Source organism: Roseateles amylovorans, assembly GCF_025398155.2.
Lineage (GTDB): Bacteria > Pseudomonadota > Gammaproteobacteria > Burkholderiales > Burkholderiaceae_C > Roseateles > Roseateles amylovorans.
In genome coordinates this window covers 4,795,294-4,811,685 of sequence record NZ_CP104562.2, presented here as the reverse complement: position 1 = coordinate 4,811,685, position 16,392 = coordinate 4,795,294, and the positions used below count along the sequence as shown (strand labels likewise).

At 67.2% G+C, this 16,392-nt stretch carries 10 protein-coding genes; 6 read left to right on the top strand and 4 right to left on the bottom strand.

Translation table 11 applies throughout. From position 1 onward, the window contains the following. Window positions 1-311: 311 nt before the first annotated feature. From folD to N4261_RS19955, 3 genes are all read right to left on the bottom strand, one after another. The gene (folD, locus tag N4261_RS19965) at window positions 312-1,172 is read right to left on the bottom strand and encodes a bifunctional methylenetetrahydrofolate dehydrogenase/methenyltetrahydrofolate cyclohydrolase FolD (RefSeq protein WP_261757011.1); all 861 of its coding nucleotides are present in this window, start codon (window positions 1,170-1,172) and stop codon (window positions 312-314) included. 166 nt (window positions 1,173-1,338) lie between these two features. Further along, complete coding sequence (locus N4261_RS19960) at window positions 1,339-1,971, bottom strand: response regulator transcription factor (protein WP_261757010.1); 633 nt, start codon at window positions 1,969-1,971, stop codon at window positions 1,339-1,341. Further along, on the bottom strand, window positions 1,968-4,559 hold the full coding sequence (locus N4261_RS19955) for a PAS domain-containing sensor histidine kinase (RefSeq protein WP_261757009.1): 2,592 nt from the start codon (window positions 4,557-4,559) through the stop codon (window positions 1,968-1,970). Before N4261_RS19955 ends, N4261_RS19960 begins: the two co-directional genes overlap by 4 nt. Before the next feature lie 351 nt (window positions 4,560-4,910). On the opposite strand from N4261_RS19955, the gene aceE reads away from it, so the two are divergent. From aceE to N4261_RS19935, 4 genes are all read left to right on the top strand, one after another. After that, on the top strand, window positions 4,911-7,616 hold the full coding sequence (aceE, locus tag N4261_RS19950; protein ID WP_261757008.1) for a pyruvate dehydrogenase (acetyl-transferring), homodimeric type: 2,706 nt from the start codon (window positions 4,911-4,913) through the stop codon (window positions 7,614-7,616). A 141-nt stretch (window positions 7,617-7,757) separates the two neighbouring features. Then, window positions 7,758-9,470: a dihydrolipoyllysine-residue acetyltransferase gene (gene aceF, locus N4261_RS19945; RefSeq protein WP_261757007.1), complete on the top strand. Its 1,713-nt coding sequence runs from the start codon at window positions 7,758-7,760 to the stop codon at window positions 9,468-9,470. 112 nt (window positions 9,471-9,582) lie between these two features. After that, window positions 9,583-11,400: a dihydrolipoyl dehydrogenase gene (gene lpdA, locus N4261_RS19940; RefSeq protein WP_261757006.1), complete on the top strand. Its 1,818-nt coding sequence runs from the start codon at window positions 9,583-9,585 to the stop codon at window positions 11,398-11,400. Window positions 11,401-11,555: 155 nt separating this feature from the next. Next, entirely contained in the window at window positions 11,556-12,467 is a 912-nt protein-coding gene (locus tag N4261_RS19935) for a delta(1)-pyrroline-2-carboxylate reductase family protein (protein ID WP_261757005.1), read from the top strand. Window positions 12,468-12,704: 237 nt separating this feature from the next. On the opposite strand, the gene N4261_RS19930 is transcribed toward N4261_RS19935, so the two are convergent. Further along, complete coding sequence (locus N4261_RS19930) at window positions 12,705-13,574, bottom strand: HDOD domain-containing protein (protein ID WP_261757004.1); 870 nt, start codon at window positions 13,572-13,574, stop codon at window positions 12,705-12,707. 127 nt (window positions 13,575-13,701) lie between these two features. On the opposite strand from N4261_RS19930, the gene N4261_RS19925 reads away from it, so the two are divergent. Together N4261_RS19925 and N4261_RS19920 are read left to right on the top strand one after the other, a co-directional pair. After that, window positions 13,702-14,388 carry a transglutaminase-like cysteine peptidase gene (locus N4261_RS19925; protein ID WP_261757003.1) on the top strand — a complete coding sequence of 229 codons (687 nt, stop codon included), beginning with the start codon at window positions 13,702-13,704 and terminating at the stop codon, window positions 14,386-14,388. 49 nt (window positions 14,389-14,437) lie between these two features. Then, window positions 14,438-16,366, top strand: a complete 1,929-nt coding sequence (locus N4261_RS19920; RefSeq protein ID WP_261757002.1) for a bifunctional diguanylate cyclase/phosphodiesterase — start codon at window positions 14,438-14,440, stop codon at window positions 16,364-16,366. Window positions 16,367-16,392 lie beyond the last annotated feature (26 nt).

Genomic DNA, 16,392 nt, shown 5'->3' with positions numbered 1-16,392 from the left:
TATCGCGCCACTTAGGGGCTGCCTATCGTGGGCAGACCTGGGGCGGAACACAACGCCCACTTTGGGGTGGGCCCACCCGGTTCAACCGCCAGAACGAGGGGGAGGACGTGACGCGGTCGTCGGGGCGGCGCCAGCCTCCCCGGCTGACCCAGCGAACCCTACCGTGCGTGTCCCGCCTCAGCCGCCAGCCGCCAGCCGCCCGCCGCCAGCCGCCGCAGCCTCAGCCTCAGCCTCAGCCTCAGCCTCAGCCGGGCTGTCGGTCCATCCGATCTATCCGATCCAGCTGATCCAGCCCGCCGTGCGTTGGACGATCAGCCCCGCGCGGCGGCGGCCCGTTCGGCCGACTCGATGGTGTTGACCAGCAGCATCGTGATGGTCATCGGCCCGACGCCGCCCGGCACCGGCGTGATCCAGCCCGCCACCTCGCGAACGCCGTCGAAGTCCACATCGCCGCACAACTTGCCGTCGTCGTTGCGGTTCATGCCGACGTCAATCACCACCGCGCCCGGTTTGACCATGTCCCGCGTCAGCACATTGCGCTTGCCGACCGCGGCCACGACGATGTCGGCCTGGCGGGTGAAGTGCGCCAGGTCCGGCGTGGCGCTGTGGCACACCGTCACCGTGGCATGGGCCTGCAGCAGCAGCATGGCCATCGGCTTGCCGACGATGTTGCTGCGACCGATCACCACCGCATGCTTGCCCTTGGGATCGACGCCGATGAATTCCAGCATCTTCATGCAGCCGTAGGGTGTGCAGGGCTTGAAGCCGTCCTGACCGACCATCAGGGCGCCGGCGCTGGCGACATGGAAGCCGTCCACATCCTTCTCCGGGGCGATGGCTTCGATGACCTTGTGCGCATCGATGTGCTGGGGCAGCGGCAACTGGACCAGGATGCCGTGGATGGACGGGTCGTTGTTCAGCGCGTCCACCCGGGCCAACAGCTCGGCCTCGGTCAGGGCGCCGTCGTACTTCTCCAGCACCGAATGCATGCCGGCGTCCTCACAGGCCTTGACCTTGTTGCGCACATAGACCTGGCTGGCCTGGTTGTCGCCGACCAGCACCACCGCCAGGCCCGGCTTCACGCCTTGCGCGGTGAGCGCGGCCGCACGGGTGGCGACTTCGGCACGCAGTTGCTTGGACAGGGCGTTGCCATCGATGAGTTGGGCGGTCATGGGCGGTACTCCGGAAACAGGGGGCAGTGAGGAAATCGGTTCGGGCGCTGGGCCCGGGGCGATGCGGTGAGGGTCGGGCCCTGGTGGCGCGACCCGTCGGCCTCGCGCGGCAGGCCAGAATGCAAAGAGGCCGCTTTGCAGCGGCCTCGTGGAGTGCGTGGGTCGGTCAGCCAGCCTTGGCGGGCGTGTTCGCACCGAGCGCAATCTTCAGCAGATCGGCCACGGTGTTGGCATTGAGCTTTTCCATGATGTTGGCGCGGTGGGCCTCCACCGTTTTGATGCTGATGCCCAGGTCGTCGGCAATCTGCTTGTTCAGGCGGCCGGCGACGATGCGCTCCAGCACCTGCGCCTCACGGGTGGTCAGGCGCGACAGCAGCGCATCGCGGCTGGCGGCTTCCTGCTGGGTGGCGAAGGCGCCGCGGGCCTGGTCCAGCATGCGCTCGACCAGACTGAGCAGTTCCTCTTCCTTGAACGGCTTCTCGATGAAGTCGACCGCGCCTTTTTTCATCGTCTGCACCGCCATGGGCACGTCGCCGTGACCGGTGATGAAAACGATGGGGAGCGGGCTCTTGCGCTCGATCAACTTGTCTTGCAGATCCAGTCCGCTCATGCCTTCCATGCGGATGTCGGCAATCAGGCAGGCCACTTCACGTGGGTCGTAGCGGCTCAGGAAGCTTTCGGCGGAGTCGTAGCACTTGACCCGGTAGTCCTTGCCCTCCAGCAGCCACTGCAAGGAATCTCGCACTGCCTCGTCATCATCGACGACGTAGACATTACCCTTCTTCGGAATCAAGCTCATGGTGTTGCTGCGGTGTTGTGTGCAGTCCCCGTGCCGGCATCCCTGTCCTTGTCTAGGCCGGGGAGCTGAGGCTCGGGTCGCGGGATGTCCACGGGGATCGTGAACGCGAACCGGCACCCGACGATGGACGCGCCATTGTAGAGGTTCTCGGCCCGTATCCTGCCCTGGTGGGACTCGATGATGGACCGGCATAACCCTAGGCCGATGCCCAATCCATCGGCCTTCGTCGAGAAGAAGGCCTCGTACATGCGCTCGATCACTTCCTCGGGCAGCCCGGGGCCCATGTCGGTGACCGAGAACTCGATGTTCGCGCCGAGCTCCGCCGTGTGCTTGGGCACGACGCGCAGCTCGATGTGGCGACGCGACGGCGGCAGCGCCGCGTTGTCGATCGCCTCGGCGGCATTCTTCAGCAGGTTGAGCAGCACCTGCTCGATCAGGATGGGGTCGACCCGCATCACCGGCAGGCGCTGCGCCACATACGTGTGGATCTGCACGTTGCGCCGGCGCAGCTCGATGCCGGCCAGCTCGACCGAGTCCTCCACGATCGAGGCGGCAAAGGCGGGCTGGCGCTGCGGTTCGCTCTTCTTCACGAAGGCGCGGATGCGGTGGATGATCTGCCCCGCCCGCTGCGCCTGCTTGGCGGTCTTCTCGAGCGCGGAGATCAGGTCGTCCTTGACGATGTTGTCATTGCGGACCCGCGAGACCATGCCGTTGCAGTAGTTGCTGATGGCGGTCAGCGGCTGGTTCAGTTCATGGGCGACGCTGGAGGCCATCTCGCCCATGGTGATGAGTCGACTCGTGACCTGCGCCTTTTCGGTCTGCTGCTGTTGCTGCGCCTCCGCATGCCGGCGGGCGGTGATGTCGGTGGCGATCAGCATCTGGGCGAGTCGGCCGTCGGTCCACTGCAGGTAGCGGGCGCGCACATCGAACCACATGTCCAGCTGCGCGATGAACACTTCGCGCGAATCCGCGCCGATCTCGGTCAGGTGCTGCGCGGGCAGGCTGCCGAACTCGTCGATGTCCTCGTCGGTCTCCGGCTCCTCCTTGGGCGTGGTGCCGGTCAGTTGCGAGCCTGCCAGCATCGCATGGCCCTTCGGATCGGCGCCGAACCACAGCCGATAGCTGCGGTTGGCGAAGAGCAGTTCGCCCTGTTGCACCGACAGCACCGACACCGCCGCATCCAGGCCCTCCAGCACCGTGGTGAAGCGCTCATGCGAGGCGGAGAGCTGGTCACGCACCCGCTTGGCCTCGGTGATGTTGGTCATCGAGGTCATCCAGCCGTTCTGCTTGCCCTTCGGGTCGATCAGCGGCGAGACATACATGCGGGCGTCGAAGATGCTGCCGTCCTTGCGCATCACCTTCACTTCGGAGCCGCCGGCCGGGCTGCGGCCCTGCATCTCCTGCTGCAGCAGCCGCAGGTTCTCTTCGTAGCGGTCGGGCGGCCAGTAGGGGAAGGGGGGCTTGCGGCCGATCAGCTCGGACTCCGAAAAGCCGGTCATCGCGCAGAAGGCCGGGTTCACATAGCTGATGCGGGTTTCCAGGTCCATGGCCCGCATGCCGGTCAGCATGGAGTTCTCCATCGCCCGACGGAAGTTGGTCTCCGCCGCCAGTGCGTTCTGGACCTGTGCCCGGCGCCGCATGTGTTTCCAGGTGCCCAGCAGCATCCACACGGTGAGCACCGACAAGGCCATCACCATCCAGAACAGCGTGTTGGAGATCAGCCCGATGGAGGTCCGATAACCCTGGCCGCGCAGCACCAGCCCCGGTGCGGGTGCCATCGGCACCTCGTAATAGATGGGCGCGCGCGTGAGGCGCTTGCCTGGCATCGGGGTGACGGTGCTGGCGACGACCTGTTCACGCGGATCGAGGATGGCGACCGCATGCCGCGCGGTCACCTCGGCGGGCACCGAATAGCGCAGCAGGCCTTCGACCGTGTATTCGGCGATCAGCACGCCGGCGAAGCCGTTGCGGTCTGTCACCGGCAACATCAGCTGGAAGACGGTGGTGTTGTTGGCGTCGGCGAAGGGCGCGGAATAGACCCGGGTGCGGCGGTCCCGCACCGCCTGGAAGGCGCGCTCGGGCTCGCTGTTGGCGCGGCCGTTGGGCATGGACGGGTCGTTGCCCGCCAAGGTCATCAGCGTCTCGGCCTGATCGCCGTTGGCCGCCACACTGGCGCGGCGCTCGCGTCGGGCGCTCAGCCAGGTGATGTGGGTGATCTCCGGCCGGCTGCGGGCGATGGCCATGGCCTTCTGGCTGAAGTCCAGCGCGTCTGACGCGCGATTGACCACGTCCCGGGTCAGCGGGCTGAGCAGGTCTTCGTTGTCGATCAGGCGGGAGCGGATCTGCTGCTGCGCCATCTCGGTATCGCGCTTGACGGCTTCCGCCTCGCGCTCGATTTCCTCGTTCCTCAGGTACCAGAAGGCGGACACGATCGCCGCCAGAAACAGCAGCACCGACAGCAGCGGCCCGAGCGTGGCGAAGCGATCCTGGCGCGACGGCGACTGGCGCCGCCACCAGGACGAGACCAGACGTTTGACAGGGGTCAGGGTGCGGCGAAGGTAGCCTTGGACAGCGAGGCGAGACAGCATGCGGCGGATTATCCCGGTCGATGTCGCCCCTCTCCGAGCGTGGGCACCCGGGCATTCCCTGATCGGTGTACAGCGTCCATCCAGTCTGCGCGCAGGCTCCCGGCGATGGTGCGGTGCAGCATTGAACTCTCACAATGTGAAACGTCGTCGCGCTATTTGGAAAATGCGAGGCTTGTGAGAAACTCCCGCGCCGTGGGCCTCAAGGCCCGGTGGGAAGCCCTGCGCGCCTGAGCGTGCAAGCACCTTCCGGGTGCAGGGCCATGACCTTTTCGGCAGAGGCCAGAACCAGGCCTCGTGCCTAAGCTAGACCCTTTCGCATCGGCGACAGAGAAACAGGAACAGGAGACAAACATGTCCGCGCAGCCCCAGTCCTTCCTAGGCGCAGCCGCCAATGACACCGACGCTCTCGAGACCAGGGAATGGCTGGACGCGCTGTCCGCCGTCATCGGTGAAGAGGGCGGCGACCGCGCCCACTTCCTGCTCGAGACGCTGATCGATCACGCGCGCCAGGCCGGCATCGACGTGCCGTTCTCGGCCACCACGGCCTACGTCAACACCATTCCCGCCGACAAGGAAGAGCGCTTCCCCGGCAACATCGAGATCGAAGAGCGCCTGCGCGCCTTCATGCGCTGGAACGCGATGGCGATGGTGGTGCGGGCCAACCGCCTGCATCCCGAAGACGGCGGCGACCTGGGCGGCCACATCTCCAGCTTCGCCTCGCTGGCGACGATGCTGGGCTGCGGCTTCAACCACTTCTGGCACGGCGACGACGGCGTGCACGGCGGCGACCTGCTCTACATCCAGGGCCACAGCGCCCCCGGCATCTATGCCCGCGCCTTCCTGGAAGGCCGCATCACCGAAGAGCAACTGAACAACTTCCGCCAGGAAGTCGACGGCCAAGGCCTGTCGAGCTACCCGCATCCGAAGCTGATGCCCGAGTTCTGGCAGTTCCCGACGGTGTCCATGGGCTTGGGCCCGTTGATGGCCATCTACCAGGCCCGCTTCCTCAAGTACCTGCATGCCCGCGGCATTGCCGACACCTCCAAGCGCAAGGTCTGGGTGTTCCTGGGCGACGGCGAAATGGACGAGCCGGAATCGCTGGGCGCCATCGGCCTGGCCGCGCGCGAGAAGCTCGACAACCTGATCTTCGTCGTCAACTGCAACCTGCAGCGCCTGGACGGTCCGGTGCGCGGCAACGGCAAGATCATCCAGGAGCTCGAAGGCGAGTTCCGTGGCGCCGGCTGGAACGTCATCAAGCTGATCTGGGGTTCCTACTGGGATCCGCTGCTGGCCCGCGACAAGCAGGAGCTGCTGCGCAAGGTCATGATGGAGACGCTGGACGGCGACTACCAGGCCTACAAGGCCAATGACGGCGCTTTCGTCCGCAAGCACTTCTTCGGCAAGCACCCGGAGCTGCTGAAGATGGTGGAGAACATGTCCGACGAGGACATCTGGCGCCTGAACCGCGGCGGCCACGATCCGCAGAAGGTCTACGCGGCCTATCACCAGGCGGTCAACACCGAAGGCCAGCCGACGGTCCTGCTGATCAAGACCGTCAAGGGCTACGGCATGGGCAAGATCGGTGAGGGCAAGAACACCGCTCACCAGACCAAGAAGCTGCAGGACGAGGACATCAAGGCCTTCCGCGACCGCTTCAACATCCCCATTCCCGACAGCGAACTGGCCAAGATCCCGTTCTACAAGCCCGCCGACGACACGCCCGAGATGCAGTACCTGCATGAGCGTCGCAAGTCGCTGGGCGGCTATCTGCCCAAGCGCCGTCCGCAGGCCGAGGAATCGCTGAAGGTGCCGGACCTGGCCACCTTCCAGGCCGTGCTGGACCCCACTGCCGAAGGCCGTGAGATCTCCACCACCCAGGCCTATGTCCGCTTCCTGACCACGCTGCTGCGTGACAAGGAACTGGGCCCGCGCACCGTGCCCATCCTGGTCGATGAGGCCCGCACCTTCGGCATGGAAGGCCTGTTCCGCCAGATCGGCATCTACAACCCGAAGGGTCAGCTTTACACCCCGGTCGACAAGGACCAGGTGATGTACTACCGCGAGGACAAGGCCGGTCAGATCCTGCAGGAAGGCATCAACGAAGCCGGCGGCATGGCCAGCTGGATCGCTGCGGCGACGTCGTATTCGACGAACAACCGCACCATGATCCCGTTCTATGTCTACTACTCGATGTTCGGCTTCCAGCGCATCGGTGACCTGGCCTGGGCGGCGGGCGACATGCAGGCGCGCGGCTTCCTGCTGGGCGGCACCTCCGGCCGGACCACGCTGAACGGCGAAGGTCTGCAGCATGAGGACGGCCACAGCCACATCCTGGCCGGCACCATCCCGAACTGCATCAGCTACGACCCGACCTTCGCCCATGAAGTGGCGGTGATCCTGCACTCCGGCCTCAAGCGCATGGTGGAGAACCAGGAGAACGTCTACTTCTACATCACCCTGCTCAACGAGAACTACCCGATGCCGGGCCTGAAGGCCGGCACCGAGGAGCAGATCCTCAAGGGCATGTACCTGCTGGAAGAAGCCGCACCGCAAGCGCTGACGGTCAACCTGCTGGGCTCGGGCACCATCCTGCGCGAAAGCCAGGCCGCCAAGAAGCTGCTGGAGTCCGAGTGGGGCGTGGGCGCCAATGTCTGGTCCTGCCCGAGCTTCAACGAACTGGCCCGCGACGGCCAGAACGCCGACCGCTGGAACCTGCTGCATCCGACCGAGCTGGCATGCGTGCCCTACGTCACCCAGCAACTGAGCAAGGTGCAGGGTCCGGTGATCGCGTCGACCGACTACATGAAGAGCTATGCCGAGCAGATCCGGGCCTACATCCCGGTCGGCCGCCAGTACAAGGTGCTGGGCACCGACGGCTTCGGACGCAGCGACTTCCGGTCCAAGCTGCGCGAGCACTTCGAGATCAACCGTCACTACATCGTCATCGCCGCGCTGAAGAGTCTGGCCGACGAGGGCAAGATCCCGGCCGCCAAGGTGGCCGAGGCGATCAAGAAGTACGGCATCAACGTCGACAAGATCAACCCTCTGTACGCTTGACCCCGCGCGACCCGCTCCCGCCGGCCCCTTGAAGGGGCCGAGCCCGGAGGACCGGCACTGCCGGCGTCCCGGGCTCCGTCTGGTGCAGACCAGGCCGGCAGGGGGAGGGGGCGACACTGAAATTCATTGGAGACATCCAACATGGCATTGGTTGAAGTCAAGGTTCCGGACATCGGAGACTTCGCGGAAGTGGCGGTGATCGAGCTGCTGGTCAAGCCCGGCGACACGGTCAAGCAGGAACAGAGCCTGGTCACCGTCGAGAGCGACAAGGCGTCGATGGAGATCCCGTCGTCGCACGCCGGCGTGGTCAAGGAAGTGAAGGTCAAGATCGGCGACAAGATCAGCGAAGGCTCGCTGCTGGTCGTCATCGAATCGGCCGATGCCGCAGCGCCTGCACCGGCACCTGCCGCGGCTGCACCGGCGGCCGCAGCTGCAGCGCCGGCGCCTGCTGCATCGTCTGCCGCCCCCGCTGCTGCCCCGGCAGCCCCGGCGCCCGCCGCATCGGCCGGTCCGGTGGACATCGTCATTCCCGACATCGGTGACTTCGACGAAGTCGCCGTGATCGAGGTGCTGGTCAAGGTCGGCGACACCATCAAGCCCGAACAAAGCCTGATCACCGTCGAATCCGACAAGGCCTCGATGGAGATCCCGTCCTCGCACGGCGGCGTGGTCAAGGAACTGCTGGTCAAGCTCGGCGACAAGGTGGCCAAGGGCACCAAGATCGCCGTGGTGGAAGCCACTGGCGCCGTGGTGGCCGCACCGGCTGCCGCACCGGCATCGGCACCCGTTGCGGCCGCACCGGCCCAGGCCGCTGCCGCCCCGGCGCCCGCCCAGGCGAGCGCGCCGGCCTCGGCCGAGCGCCAGGTGCCGACCGCCGCGCTGCCGCCGCATGAGCCGACCGCGCCGCAAGGCAAGCTCCCGCATGCCTCGCCGAGCATCCGCAAGGTCGCCCGCGAGCTGGGCGTGCCGCTGCAAGAGGTCAAGGGCTCCGGCGCCAAGGGCCGCATCACCGAAGCCGATGTCCAGGACTTCGTGAAGGCCGTGATGGCCGGCAAGGCCCAGACCGTGGCCCAGAAGGCCGCCGCACCGGCCGCCGGTGGAGGCGCCTTCCCGGGTCTGCTGCCCTGGCCCAAGGTCGACTTCGAAAAGTTCGGTCCGGTCGAGCGCAAGGACATGTCGCGGATCAAGAAGATCAGCGGCGCCAACCTGCATCGCAACTGGGTCACCATCCCGCATGTCACCAACCACGACGATGCGGACATCACCGAGCTGGAAGCCTTCCGCGTTCAACTGAACAAGGAGAACGAGAAGTCCGGCATCAAGGTGACGATGCTGGCCTTCATGATCAAGGCCACCGTGGCGGCCCTGAAGAAGTTCCCCGAGTTCAATGCCTCGCTCGACGGCACCGGCGACAACGCCCAGCTCGTCCTGAAGAACTACTTCCACATCGGCTTTGCCGCCGACACGCCGAACGGGCTCGTGGTGCCGGTCATCCGTGACTGCGACAAGAAGGGCATCTTCCAGATCAGCCAGGAAATGTCCGAGCTGGCCAAGAAGGCCCGCGACGGCAAGCTCGGCCCGGCCGACATGACCGGCGGCTGCTTCTCGATCTCGTCCCTGGGCGGCATCGGCGGCACTTACTTCACGCCGATCATCAATGCGCCGGAAGTGGCGATCATGGGCGTGTGCAAGTCCCAGACCCGCCCGGTCTGGGACGGCAAGCAGTTCGTGCCGCGCCTGATCCTGCCGCTGTCGCTGAGCTGGGACCACCGCGTCATCGACGGCGCTGCGGCGGCACGCTTCAACGTGTACTTCGCCTCGCTGCTGGCGGACTTCCGTCGCATCGCGTTGTGATGCGGCTTCCGGTGGCGGCTGGCCGTCACCCCTGCCCAGGCCCGCGCCCGGCTGCCCTCGGGCAGCGCGGCGCCCGCCCGGCGCGCTAAGAAACAGACAGTGAGAGACACAAATGGCACTGGTTGAAGTCAAGGTCCCCGACATCGGTGATTTCAAGGATGTCGCGATCATCGAGATCCTGGTCAAGGTCGGCGACACCGTGAAGCAGGAGCAGAGCCTGATCACGGTGGAGTCGGACAAGGCGTCGATGGAGATCCCGTCCTCGCAGGCCGGCGTGGTCACGGCGCTGAAGGTCAAGCTCGGCGACAAGATCAATGAAGGCACGGTGTTGCTGACGCTGGAAAGCGAAGGCGCTGCCGCGCCTGCGCCAGCCGCTTCAGCCCCCGCACCGGCGCCCGCCGCGGCGGCTGCGCCTGCTGCTCCGGTCGCCCCGACCGTTGCGGCGCCACAAGCCGCGACCTACGCCGGAAGCGCTGACGGCGAGTTCGATGTGATCGTGCTCGGCGGCGGTCCCGGCGGCTACTCGGCCGCATTCCGCGCGGCGGACCTGGGCCTGAAGGTCGCCCTGGTCGAGCGCTACGCCACACTGGGCGGCGTGTGCCTGAACGTGGGTTGCATCCCGTCGAAGGCGCTGCTGCATGTGGCTGCCGTGATGGACGAGGTCAAGCACTTCGCCGACCTGGGCGTCGAATTCGGCGAACCCAAGGTCGAACTGCCCAAGCTGCTCAATCACAAGAAGAAGGTGATCGGCAAACTGACCGGCGGCCTGGCCATGATGGCCAAGATGCGCAAGGTCACCGTGGTGCGCGGCTACGGCACGCTGCTCGATGCCCAGCATCTGAGCGTCGAGGAAACCAGCGGCGAGGCGCAGGTCCGCACCGGCACCACCCAGACCCTGAAGTTCAAGAAGATCATCCTCGCAGCGGGCTCGCAGGCCGTGCGGCTGCCCTTCATGCCCGACGACCCGCGGGTGATCGACTCCACCGGCGCGCTGGAGCTGACCAGCCGGCCGAAGCGCATGCTGATCGTCGGCGGCGGCATCATCGGCCTGGAGATGGGCACCGTCTACTCGACGCTGGGCGCGCGCCTGGACGTGGTCGAAATGCTGCCCACGCTGATGACCGGCGCCGATCGCGACCTGGTCAAGGTCTGGCAGAAGATGAACGCGCCGCGCTTTGACAACATCATGCTGAACACGAAGACCGTGTCGGCCGAGGCGACGCCCGAAGGCATCAAGGTGACCTTTGAAGGCGAAGGCGCACCGAAGGAGCCGCAGGTCTACGACCTGGTGCTGCAGGCCGTCGGACGCAGCCCCAACGGCAAGAAGATCGGCGCGGACAAAGCCGGCGTGGTCGTGACCGACCGCGGCTTCATTCCGGTGGACGTGCAGATGCGCACCAACGTGCCCAACGTGTTTGCCATCGGCGACCTGGTCGGCCAGCCGATGCTGGCGCACAAGGCGGTGCACGAAGGCCATGTGGCGGCGGAAGTCATCGCCGGCGAATTGCTGGGTGACGAGGCGCTGGCCAAGTCGCGCTTCGATGCCCGGGTGATCCCGAGCGTGGCCTACACCGATCCGGAAGTGGCCTGGGTCGGCGTGACCGAAGACGAGGCCAAGGCCCGCGGCATCAAGGTGAAGAAGGGCCTGCTGCCCTGGAGCGCCTCCGGTCGCGCCATCGCCAACGGCCGCGACGAGGGCTTCACCAAGCTGCTGTTCGATGAGGAGACCCATCGCATCATCGGCGGCGGCATCGTGGGCACCCATGCCGGCGACATGATCGGTGAGATCGCGCTGGCCATCGAGATGGGCGCGGATGCGGTCGACATCGGCAAGACCATCCATCCCCATCCCACGCTGGGCGAAAGCATCGGCCTGGCGGCGGAAGTGGCCCATGGCTCCTGCACCGACGTGCCGCCTCCGCGGAAATAAGGCCGTCGCGTGAACCGACCCGAAGCCCGGCTCTGCGAAGTGCCGGGCTTTTCTTCTTTTGCGTTTCTGTGCGCCAGCGAACAGATGCGAAGCGCCGAACGTGGCACCGTCCGCCGCGCGCGCGATGTGCGCCTTCGTGCCCGATGATCGATGTCATGACCCCAGTTTCCCGTCTGCCGCCGCCCCTGCAAGTCCTGGATGGGGCCGCCACCGCGCGAGCCTTGCCCTGGTCCTTGTTGATGGAGGAGATTGCGCAGGTCTGCCGCGAGCACCGCGAGGGGCGCCTGACCTGCCCCCCGCGCCAGGTCTTGCCCCTGGCCCAGGACGGCGTCCTGCTGGTGATGCCCTGCCTGAGCGACAGCCTGTCGATCACCAAGCTGGTCAGCGTGCATCCGCTCAATGCCGCACTCGGCCTGCCGACGATTGCGGGGGAAGTCGTGGCCATGGACAGCCGCACCGGCCAGCGCCTGGCCGTGCTGGACGGCCCCACGCTCACGGCCCGCCGTACTGCGGCGGTCAGCCTGCTGGCCCTTCAGCATCTCCAGCGTGCGGCGCCCCGGCGTGTGCTGGTGGTTGGTGGCGGCGTGCAGGCGCGGGCCCATGTGCAGGCGATGCAGGCCTTGCATCCGCAGGCCAGCATCCATGTGCAGGGTCATCAGGAGGTGCCGGCCTTCGTGGCGGAGTTGGGCGTCGAGGCCCTCGTGCCGGAGGCCCAGACTCGGCATGAATGGGATGTGATCGTGTGCGCCACCACCAGCCGGGTGCCGGTGCTGCGGCCCGGGGTGGGGGAGGGCGCCGTCGTCATCGGCGTGGGCGCCTTCCGCGAGGACATGGTGGAGCTGCCGCCCGAACTGCTGCGCAGCGCGCAGGTGTGGGTGGACGATCCCGTCGGCGCGCAGGCCGAGGCCGGCGACCTGATGGCGGCCGGCCTGTTCCAGCCGCAGGACGCGCTGGACGATCTGGTGCTGGGCCAGCGCCCGATCGACGATCGGCGCACCCGGGTGTTCAAGAGTGTGGGCTGCGCGCGCTGGGATCTGGCCGCCGCCCGGGTGGCCGTGCGGCGCTGAGGCGGGGTGTTGCCCATCGCCCCGGACGGAAGCGATCAGGCGCGCAGGCGCCGCGCTCGGCGTGGGGGGCGAGGCGATCGCCGCGCTTGGAGTGCAGTGCTTGGCCGCAGGCGAGCGAGAGGGTCCGTGACCGGGTTGGGGCTCGAGATCGAAATCGAGATCGAGATCCGCGCCGCGTCCTCTGCGGTTCAGGTCCGACCCGGCTTGACGCGGTTTCGCTTCAGTCCGGCCGTGGCCTCAGGACTCGTCCAGCAAAGGACGCAGGGCCTCGTCCCATTGCTCCAGGTCGTCGTCCGACAAATGCAGCCAGGACAGCGCCGCAGTCCGGTTGGCGGCCCAGTCGAGGTCCTCATCCAGCCCTTCGTGCTGGCGCATGAGGTGCTCGGCGATCAGGCCGGCGGCAATCAGGGTGCGGATCTCCGGATCCACGCCGGTGTCCTGCAGGGCTTCGAAGTCGTGATGCAGGCGGATCGCCGTCATCATCTCCGCCCCGAGGTGCCACACCTTCACCACCAGCGCGCCGACCACCGCATGGTCGGTGCGGTGATTGGCGTTCTCGGTGGCGATGAACGGCCGGTCGATGCGGGCCGCCGCTTCCACCATGGTGGCGCCATAGCCGCGTACGCTTTGCAGCAGGACCGGCATGCCCACATGGCAGAACAGGCCGTAGCTGTAGGCCAGGTCGGCCCGCATGCCGGGCAACTGGCGGGCGATGAACGCCATCGCGACCGCCCGCTTGGTCGACCGCTGCCAAAAGCGCAGCAGGTGCGGGCTGTTGACCGGAATCGCATGCCGGACCAGGAAGGCCTGCATCAGCGCCGCGCTCTCGTCCAGGCCCAGCCGGTACATCGCCTGCCCGACCGTGGTGCAAGGCACGTGGCCTGCCACGAGGTGCAGCGGGCTGTTGGCCACTCGAAGCAGCGTGGCCGACATCGCCACATCCGCCGCCGCAATGCGCCCGACCTCATTCAGATCGGGTTGCGGACGCGCGGCCATGGCGGTCCGCAGGCGCTCCAGCAGCTCCGGGCAAGGGGGAATCTGGATCTGACGAAGGGGCCCGTTGTTGCGGGCGCGTTCCAGTTCCTGGTGGACGGCTTGGGTCTTCATGGTCGCGTTGGATTATCCGGGCGCTTGCAGACACATGTGGTCACACGCCTGCGGCAAATTGCCGCTTGTGTTCGGTCTTGTCGCCTGTCGCCCAGGGTAGTTGTAAGAGACGGATACATTCCTGCGCATGCTCATCGCCCGCCATTCCCGTCGCCGCAGCGTCGGTCAGGTCCATCCGGGCGTGGCCGCGTTGGTGTGTGCGGTCGGCCTGTGGGCGGCGAGCGCCTGGGCCTGGGATCGGGACCGTCTGAACGAGAGTGCCGCTCGCTTGTCGCCCAGGACGCAGGCCCAGGTGCGGGCCATGATGCAGATGGCCGATCGCGCCGCAGCGCTGCCGGACGACGCGCAGCGGCTGACCTTGGTGAACAACTTCTTCAACCAGCGCATCGCCTTCCGGGACGACCAGGCGGTCTGGGGCCGCATCGACTACTGGGCCACGCCGCTGGAATCGCTGGACAAGGGTCAGGGCGACTGCGAGGACTACGCCATCGCCAAATACCTGACCCTGATGGAGGCGGGCGTGGCGCAGGCGAAGTTGCGCATGGTCTATGTGCGAGCCCAGTTCCAGGGACGCGCGCAGGCACACATGGTGCTCGCCTACTATGCGCAACCGGAGGCGGAGCCTCTGATTCTGGACAATATCAATCCCGAGATCCGTCGCGCCTCGCAACGCGACGATCTCTCGCCGGTGTTCAGTTTCAACGGCGAAGGGCTTTGGACAGGCGTGGGCAGCACATCCGCCGGCAATCCGCTGGTGCGGTTGTCGCTGTGGCGGGACCTGCTGGCCCGGGCGAAGGAGGAGGGTTTCCAGTGAGGTCGCGACGACATCGGGAAGCCGCCGGAGGCAACGGAGAATTCACGACATGTCGCTGATAAGACAAATCTGGTGCCTGGTGCTGGGCGCGGTGCTGGCCTCGGTGCTGGGCGGGGTGGCGGTGAGCACCTGGTCGCTGCGCGAGCTGCTGCAGACGCAGGCGCAGCTCAAGAACAACGACAACGCGAATGCGTTGGCGCTGGCACTGTCACAGCAAAAGGGCGATGCGGAGCTGATGTCGCTGCTGATCTCGGCGCAGTTCGATGCGGGCGCCTATGAATCGGTGCGCTGGCGCGATGCGCAGGGCAAGGCGGTCTTCGAACGCCACATCGAGACCCCGCAGACCTCTCACGCGCCGGCCTGGTTCGTGGCGGTGCTGCCACTGAGCGTGGCGCCCGGCGTGGCCAAGGTTTCCGACGGCTGGCGAGCGGTCGGCGAGGTCGAGGTGCGGGGCCAGACCGGCTATGTGCATGAGGCGCTCTGGCGGGCGACGCTGAATTCCACCCTGTGGCTGCTGCTGGTCGGCGTGGTGACCGGCGTGGCGGCGGCGCTCGTGCTGTCCCGGCTGCGGCGTCCGCTGGACACGGCGGTGCGACAGGCCGAGGGCGTGTCCCAGGGGCGCTTCGAGACCGTCCTGGAGCCACAGGTGCCGGAGATGCGCAAGCTCACCAGCGCGATGAACACGATGGTGGTGCGCACCCGGCAGATGTTCGAGGCCCAGGCCGAGCAATTGCGCACCCTGCATCATCAACTGCTGTGCGACGAGCTCACCGGCCTGTCCCACCGCCGCCAGTTCGTGGCGGAGCTGAGTTCGGCGCTGGACCGCGACGATGGTCCGCTGCGCGCCGGGCTGGTGCTGGTGCGCCTGCGCGACTTGCCGGGCCTGAATCAGCGGCTGGGTCACGGCGCCACCGACCAGGCGCTGATGGCGATCGCCCAGGGCCTGCGGGTGTATCCGGAGCAGGTGCGCGGCTGTCTGGCCGGCCGCTTGAACGGGTCTGACTTCGCATTGTGGTTGCCGGCGCCCGGTGTGGTGGGTGACACCGCCACCGCCTTGGCCGATGCGCTGCGCGCCGGGCTGCAAGGGCTGGGGCAGGGCATCGGTGTGGCGCTTGGCGCGGTGGAGTTGCCGCGCGACCAGCCGATGAGCGCCTGGTTCGCCGCCGCCGATGCTGCCTTGGCGCGCGCCGAGCTGGGTGAAGGCGTGGTGCTGGAGCTTCGCCAGGCGCCGCCGTCCGAGGAGGTCGCCCAGGGCGAGCGTGCCTGGCGTGCATTGATTTCCGACGCGCTGGCCCATCAGCGCAGCCGTTTGCTGGAGTTCCCGCTGATCGGCCGCGACCGGCAGGTGCTGCACCTGGAATGTCCGCTGCAGCTCAAGCTCAATCCGCTCGGCGAGTTCGAGCCCGCCTCGCGCTGGTTGCCGCTGGCATTGCGTCACCGGCTCAGCGCCGAGGCCGATCTGCAGGTGCTGGCCCTGGCACTGCAGGCGGCGCAGCACGACCAGCGCGCCCGCTGCATCAATGTGGCGCCCGCGTCACTCAACGATGGCAGCTTCATCGCCCGAGCCCGGGAACTGGTGCAGTCGGCGCCCTCGGCCGTGCGTCGGCTGGTGGGGGTGGAAGTCGCCGAGCCGGCCGCGGTGCAGAACTTCGAATCCTTGCAGGAGCTGGGTCGCCAGCTGCGGCCGCTGGGCACGCTGGTCGGGCTGGAGCATGCCGGGGCCGGCTTGGCGCAGATCGACCGCCTCTTCCAGGCGGGCCTGGACTATGTGAAGCTGGACAGCTCGGTGGTGTCCGGCGTCTCGGCCGATGCGGGCCGGGCGGCCTTTGTCCGGAGCCTGGTCGTGATGCTGCGCAGCCTGGCGCTGAAGGTCTATGCGGAAGGCGTGACCGATGCGCTGGATGCGCAGGCGCTTTGGGACTGCGAGCTCGACGGCATCACCGGGCCCTGGGCTTCGGCGCAAGGCATCAAGCCCTGAGCATGGCCCGCGGCGGGCCACCGCCG

Bases quoted from the DNA above. Each gene is read 5' to 3' on its own strand.
- folD (WP_261757011.1), bottom strand. From the start codon at position 1,172: ATGACCGCCCAACTCATCGATGGCAACGCCCTGTCCAAGCAACTGCGT.
- N4261_RS19960 (WP_261757010.1), bottom strand. From the start codon at position 1,971: ATGAGCTTGATTCCGAAGAAGGGTAATGTCTACGTCGTCGATGATGAC.
- N4261_RS19955 (WP_261757009.1), bottom strand. From the start codon at position 4,559: ATGCTGTCTCGCCTCGCTGTCCAAGGCTACCTTCGCCGCACCCTGACC.
- aceE (WP_261757008.1), top strand. From the start codon at position 4,911: ATGTCCGCGCAGCCCCAGTCCTTCCTAGGCGCAGCCGCCAATGACACC.
- aceF (WP_261757007.1), top strand. From the start codon at position 7,758: ATGGCATTGGTTGAAGTCAAGGTTCCGGACATCGGAGACTTCGCGGAA.
- lpdA (WP_261757006.1), top strand. From the start codon at position 9,583: ATGGCACTGGTTGAAGTCAAGGTCCCCGACATCGGTGATTTCAAGGAT.
- N4261_RS19935 (WP_261757005.1), top strand. From the start codon at position 11,556: ATGACCCCAGTTTCCCGTCTGCCGCCGCCCCTGCAAGTCCTGGATGGG.
- N4261_RS19930 (WP_261757004.1), bottom strand. From the start codon at position 13,574: ATGAAGACCCAAGCCGTCCACCAGGAACTGGAACGCGCCCGCAACAAC.
- N4261_RS19925 (WP_261757003.1), top strand. From the start codon at position 13,702: ATGCTCATCGCCCGCCATTCCCGTCGCCGCAGCGTCGGTCAGGTCCAT.
- N4261_RS19920 (WP_261757002.1), top strand. From the start codon at position 14,438: ATGTCGCTGATAAGACAAATCTGGTGCCTGGTGCTGGGCGCGGTGCTG.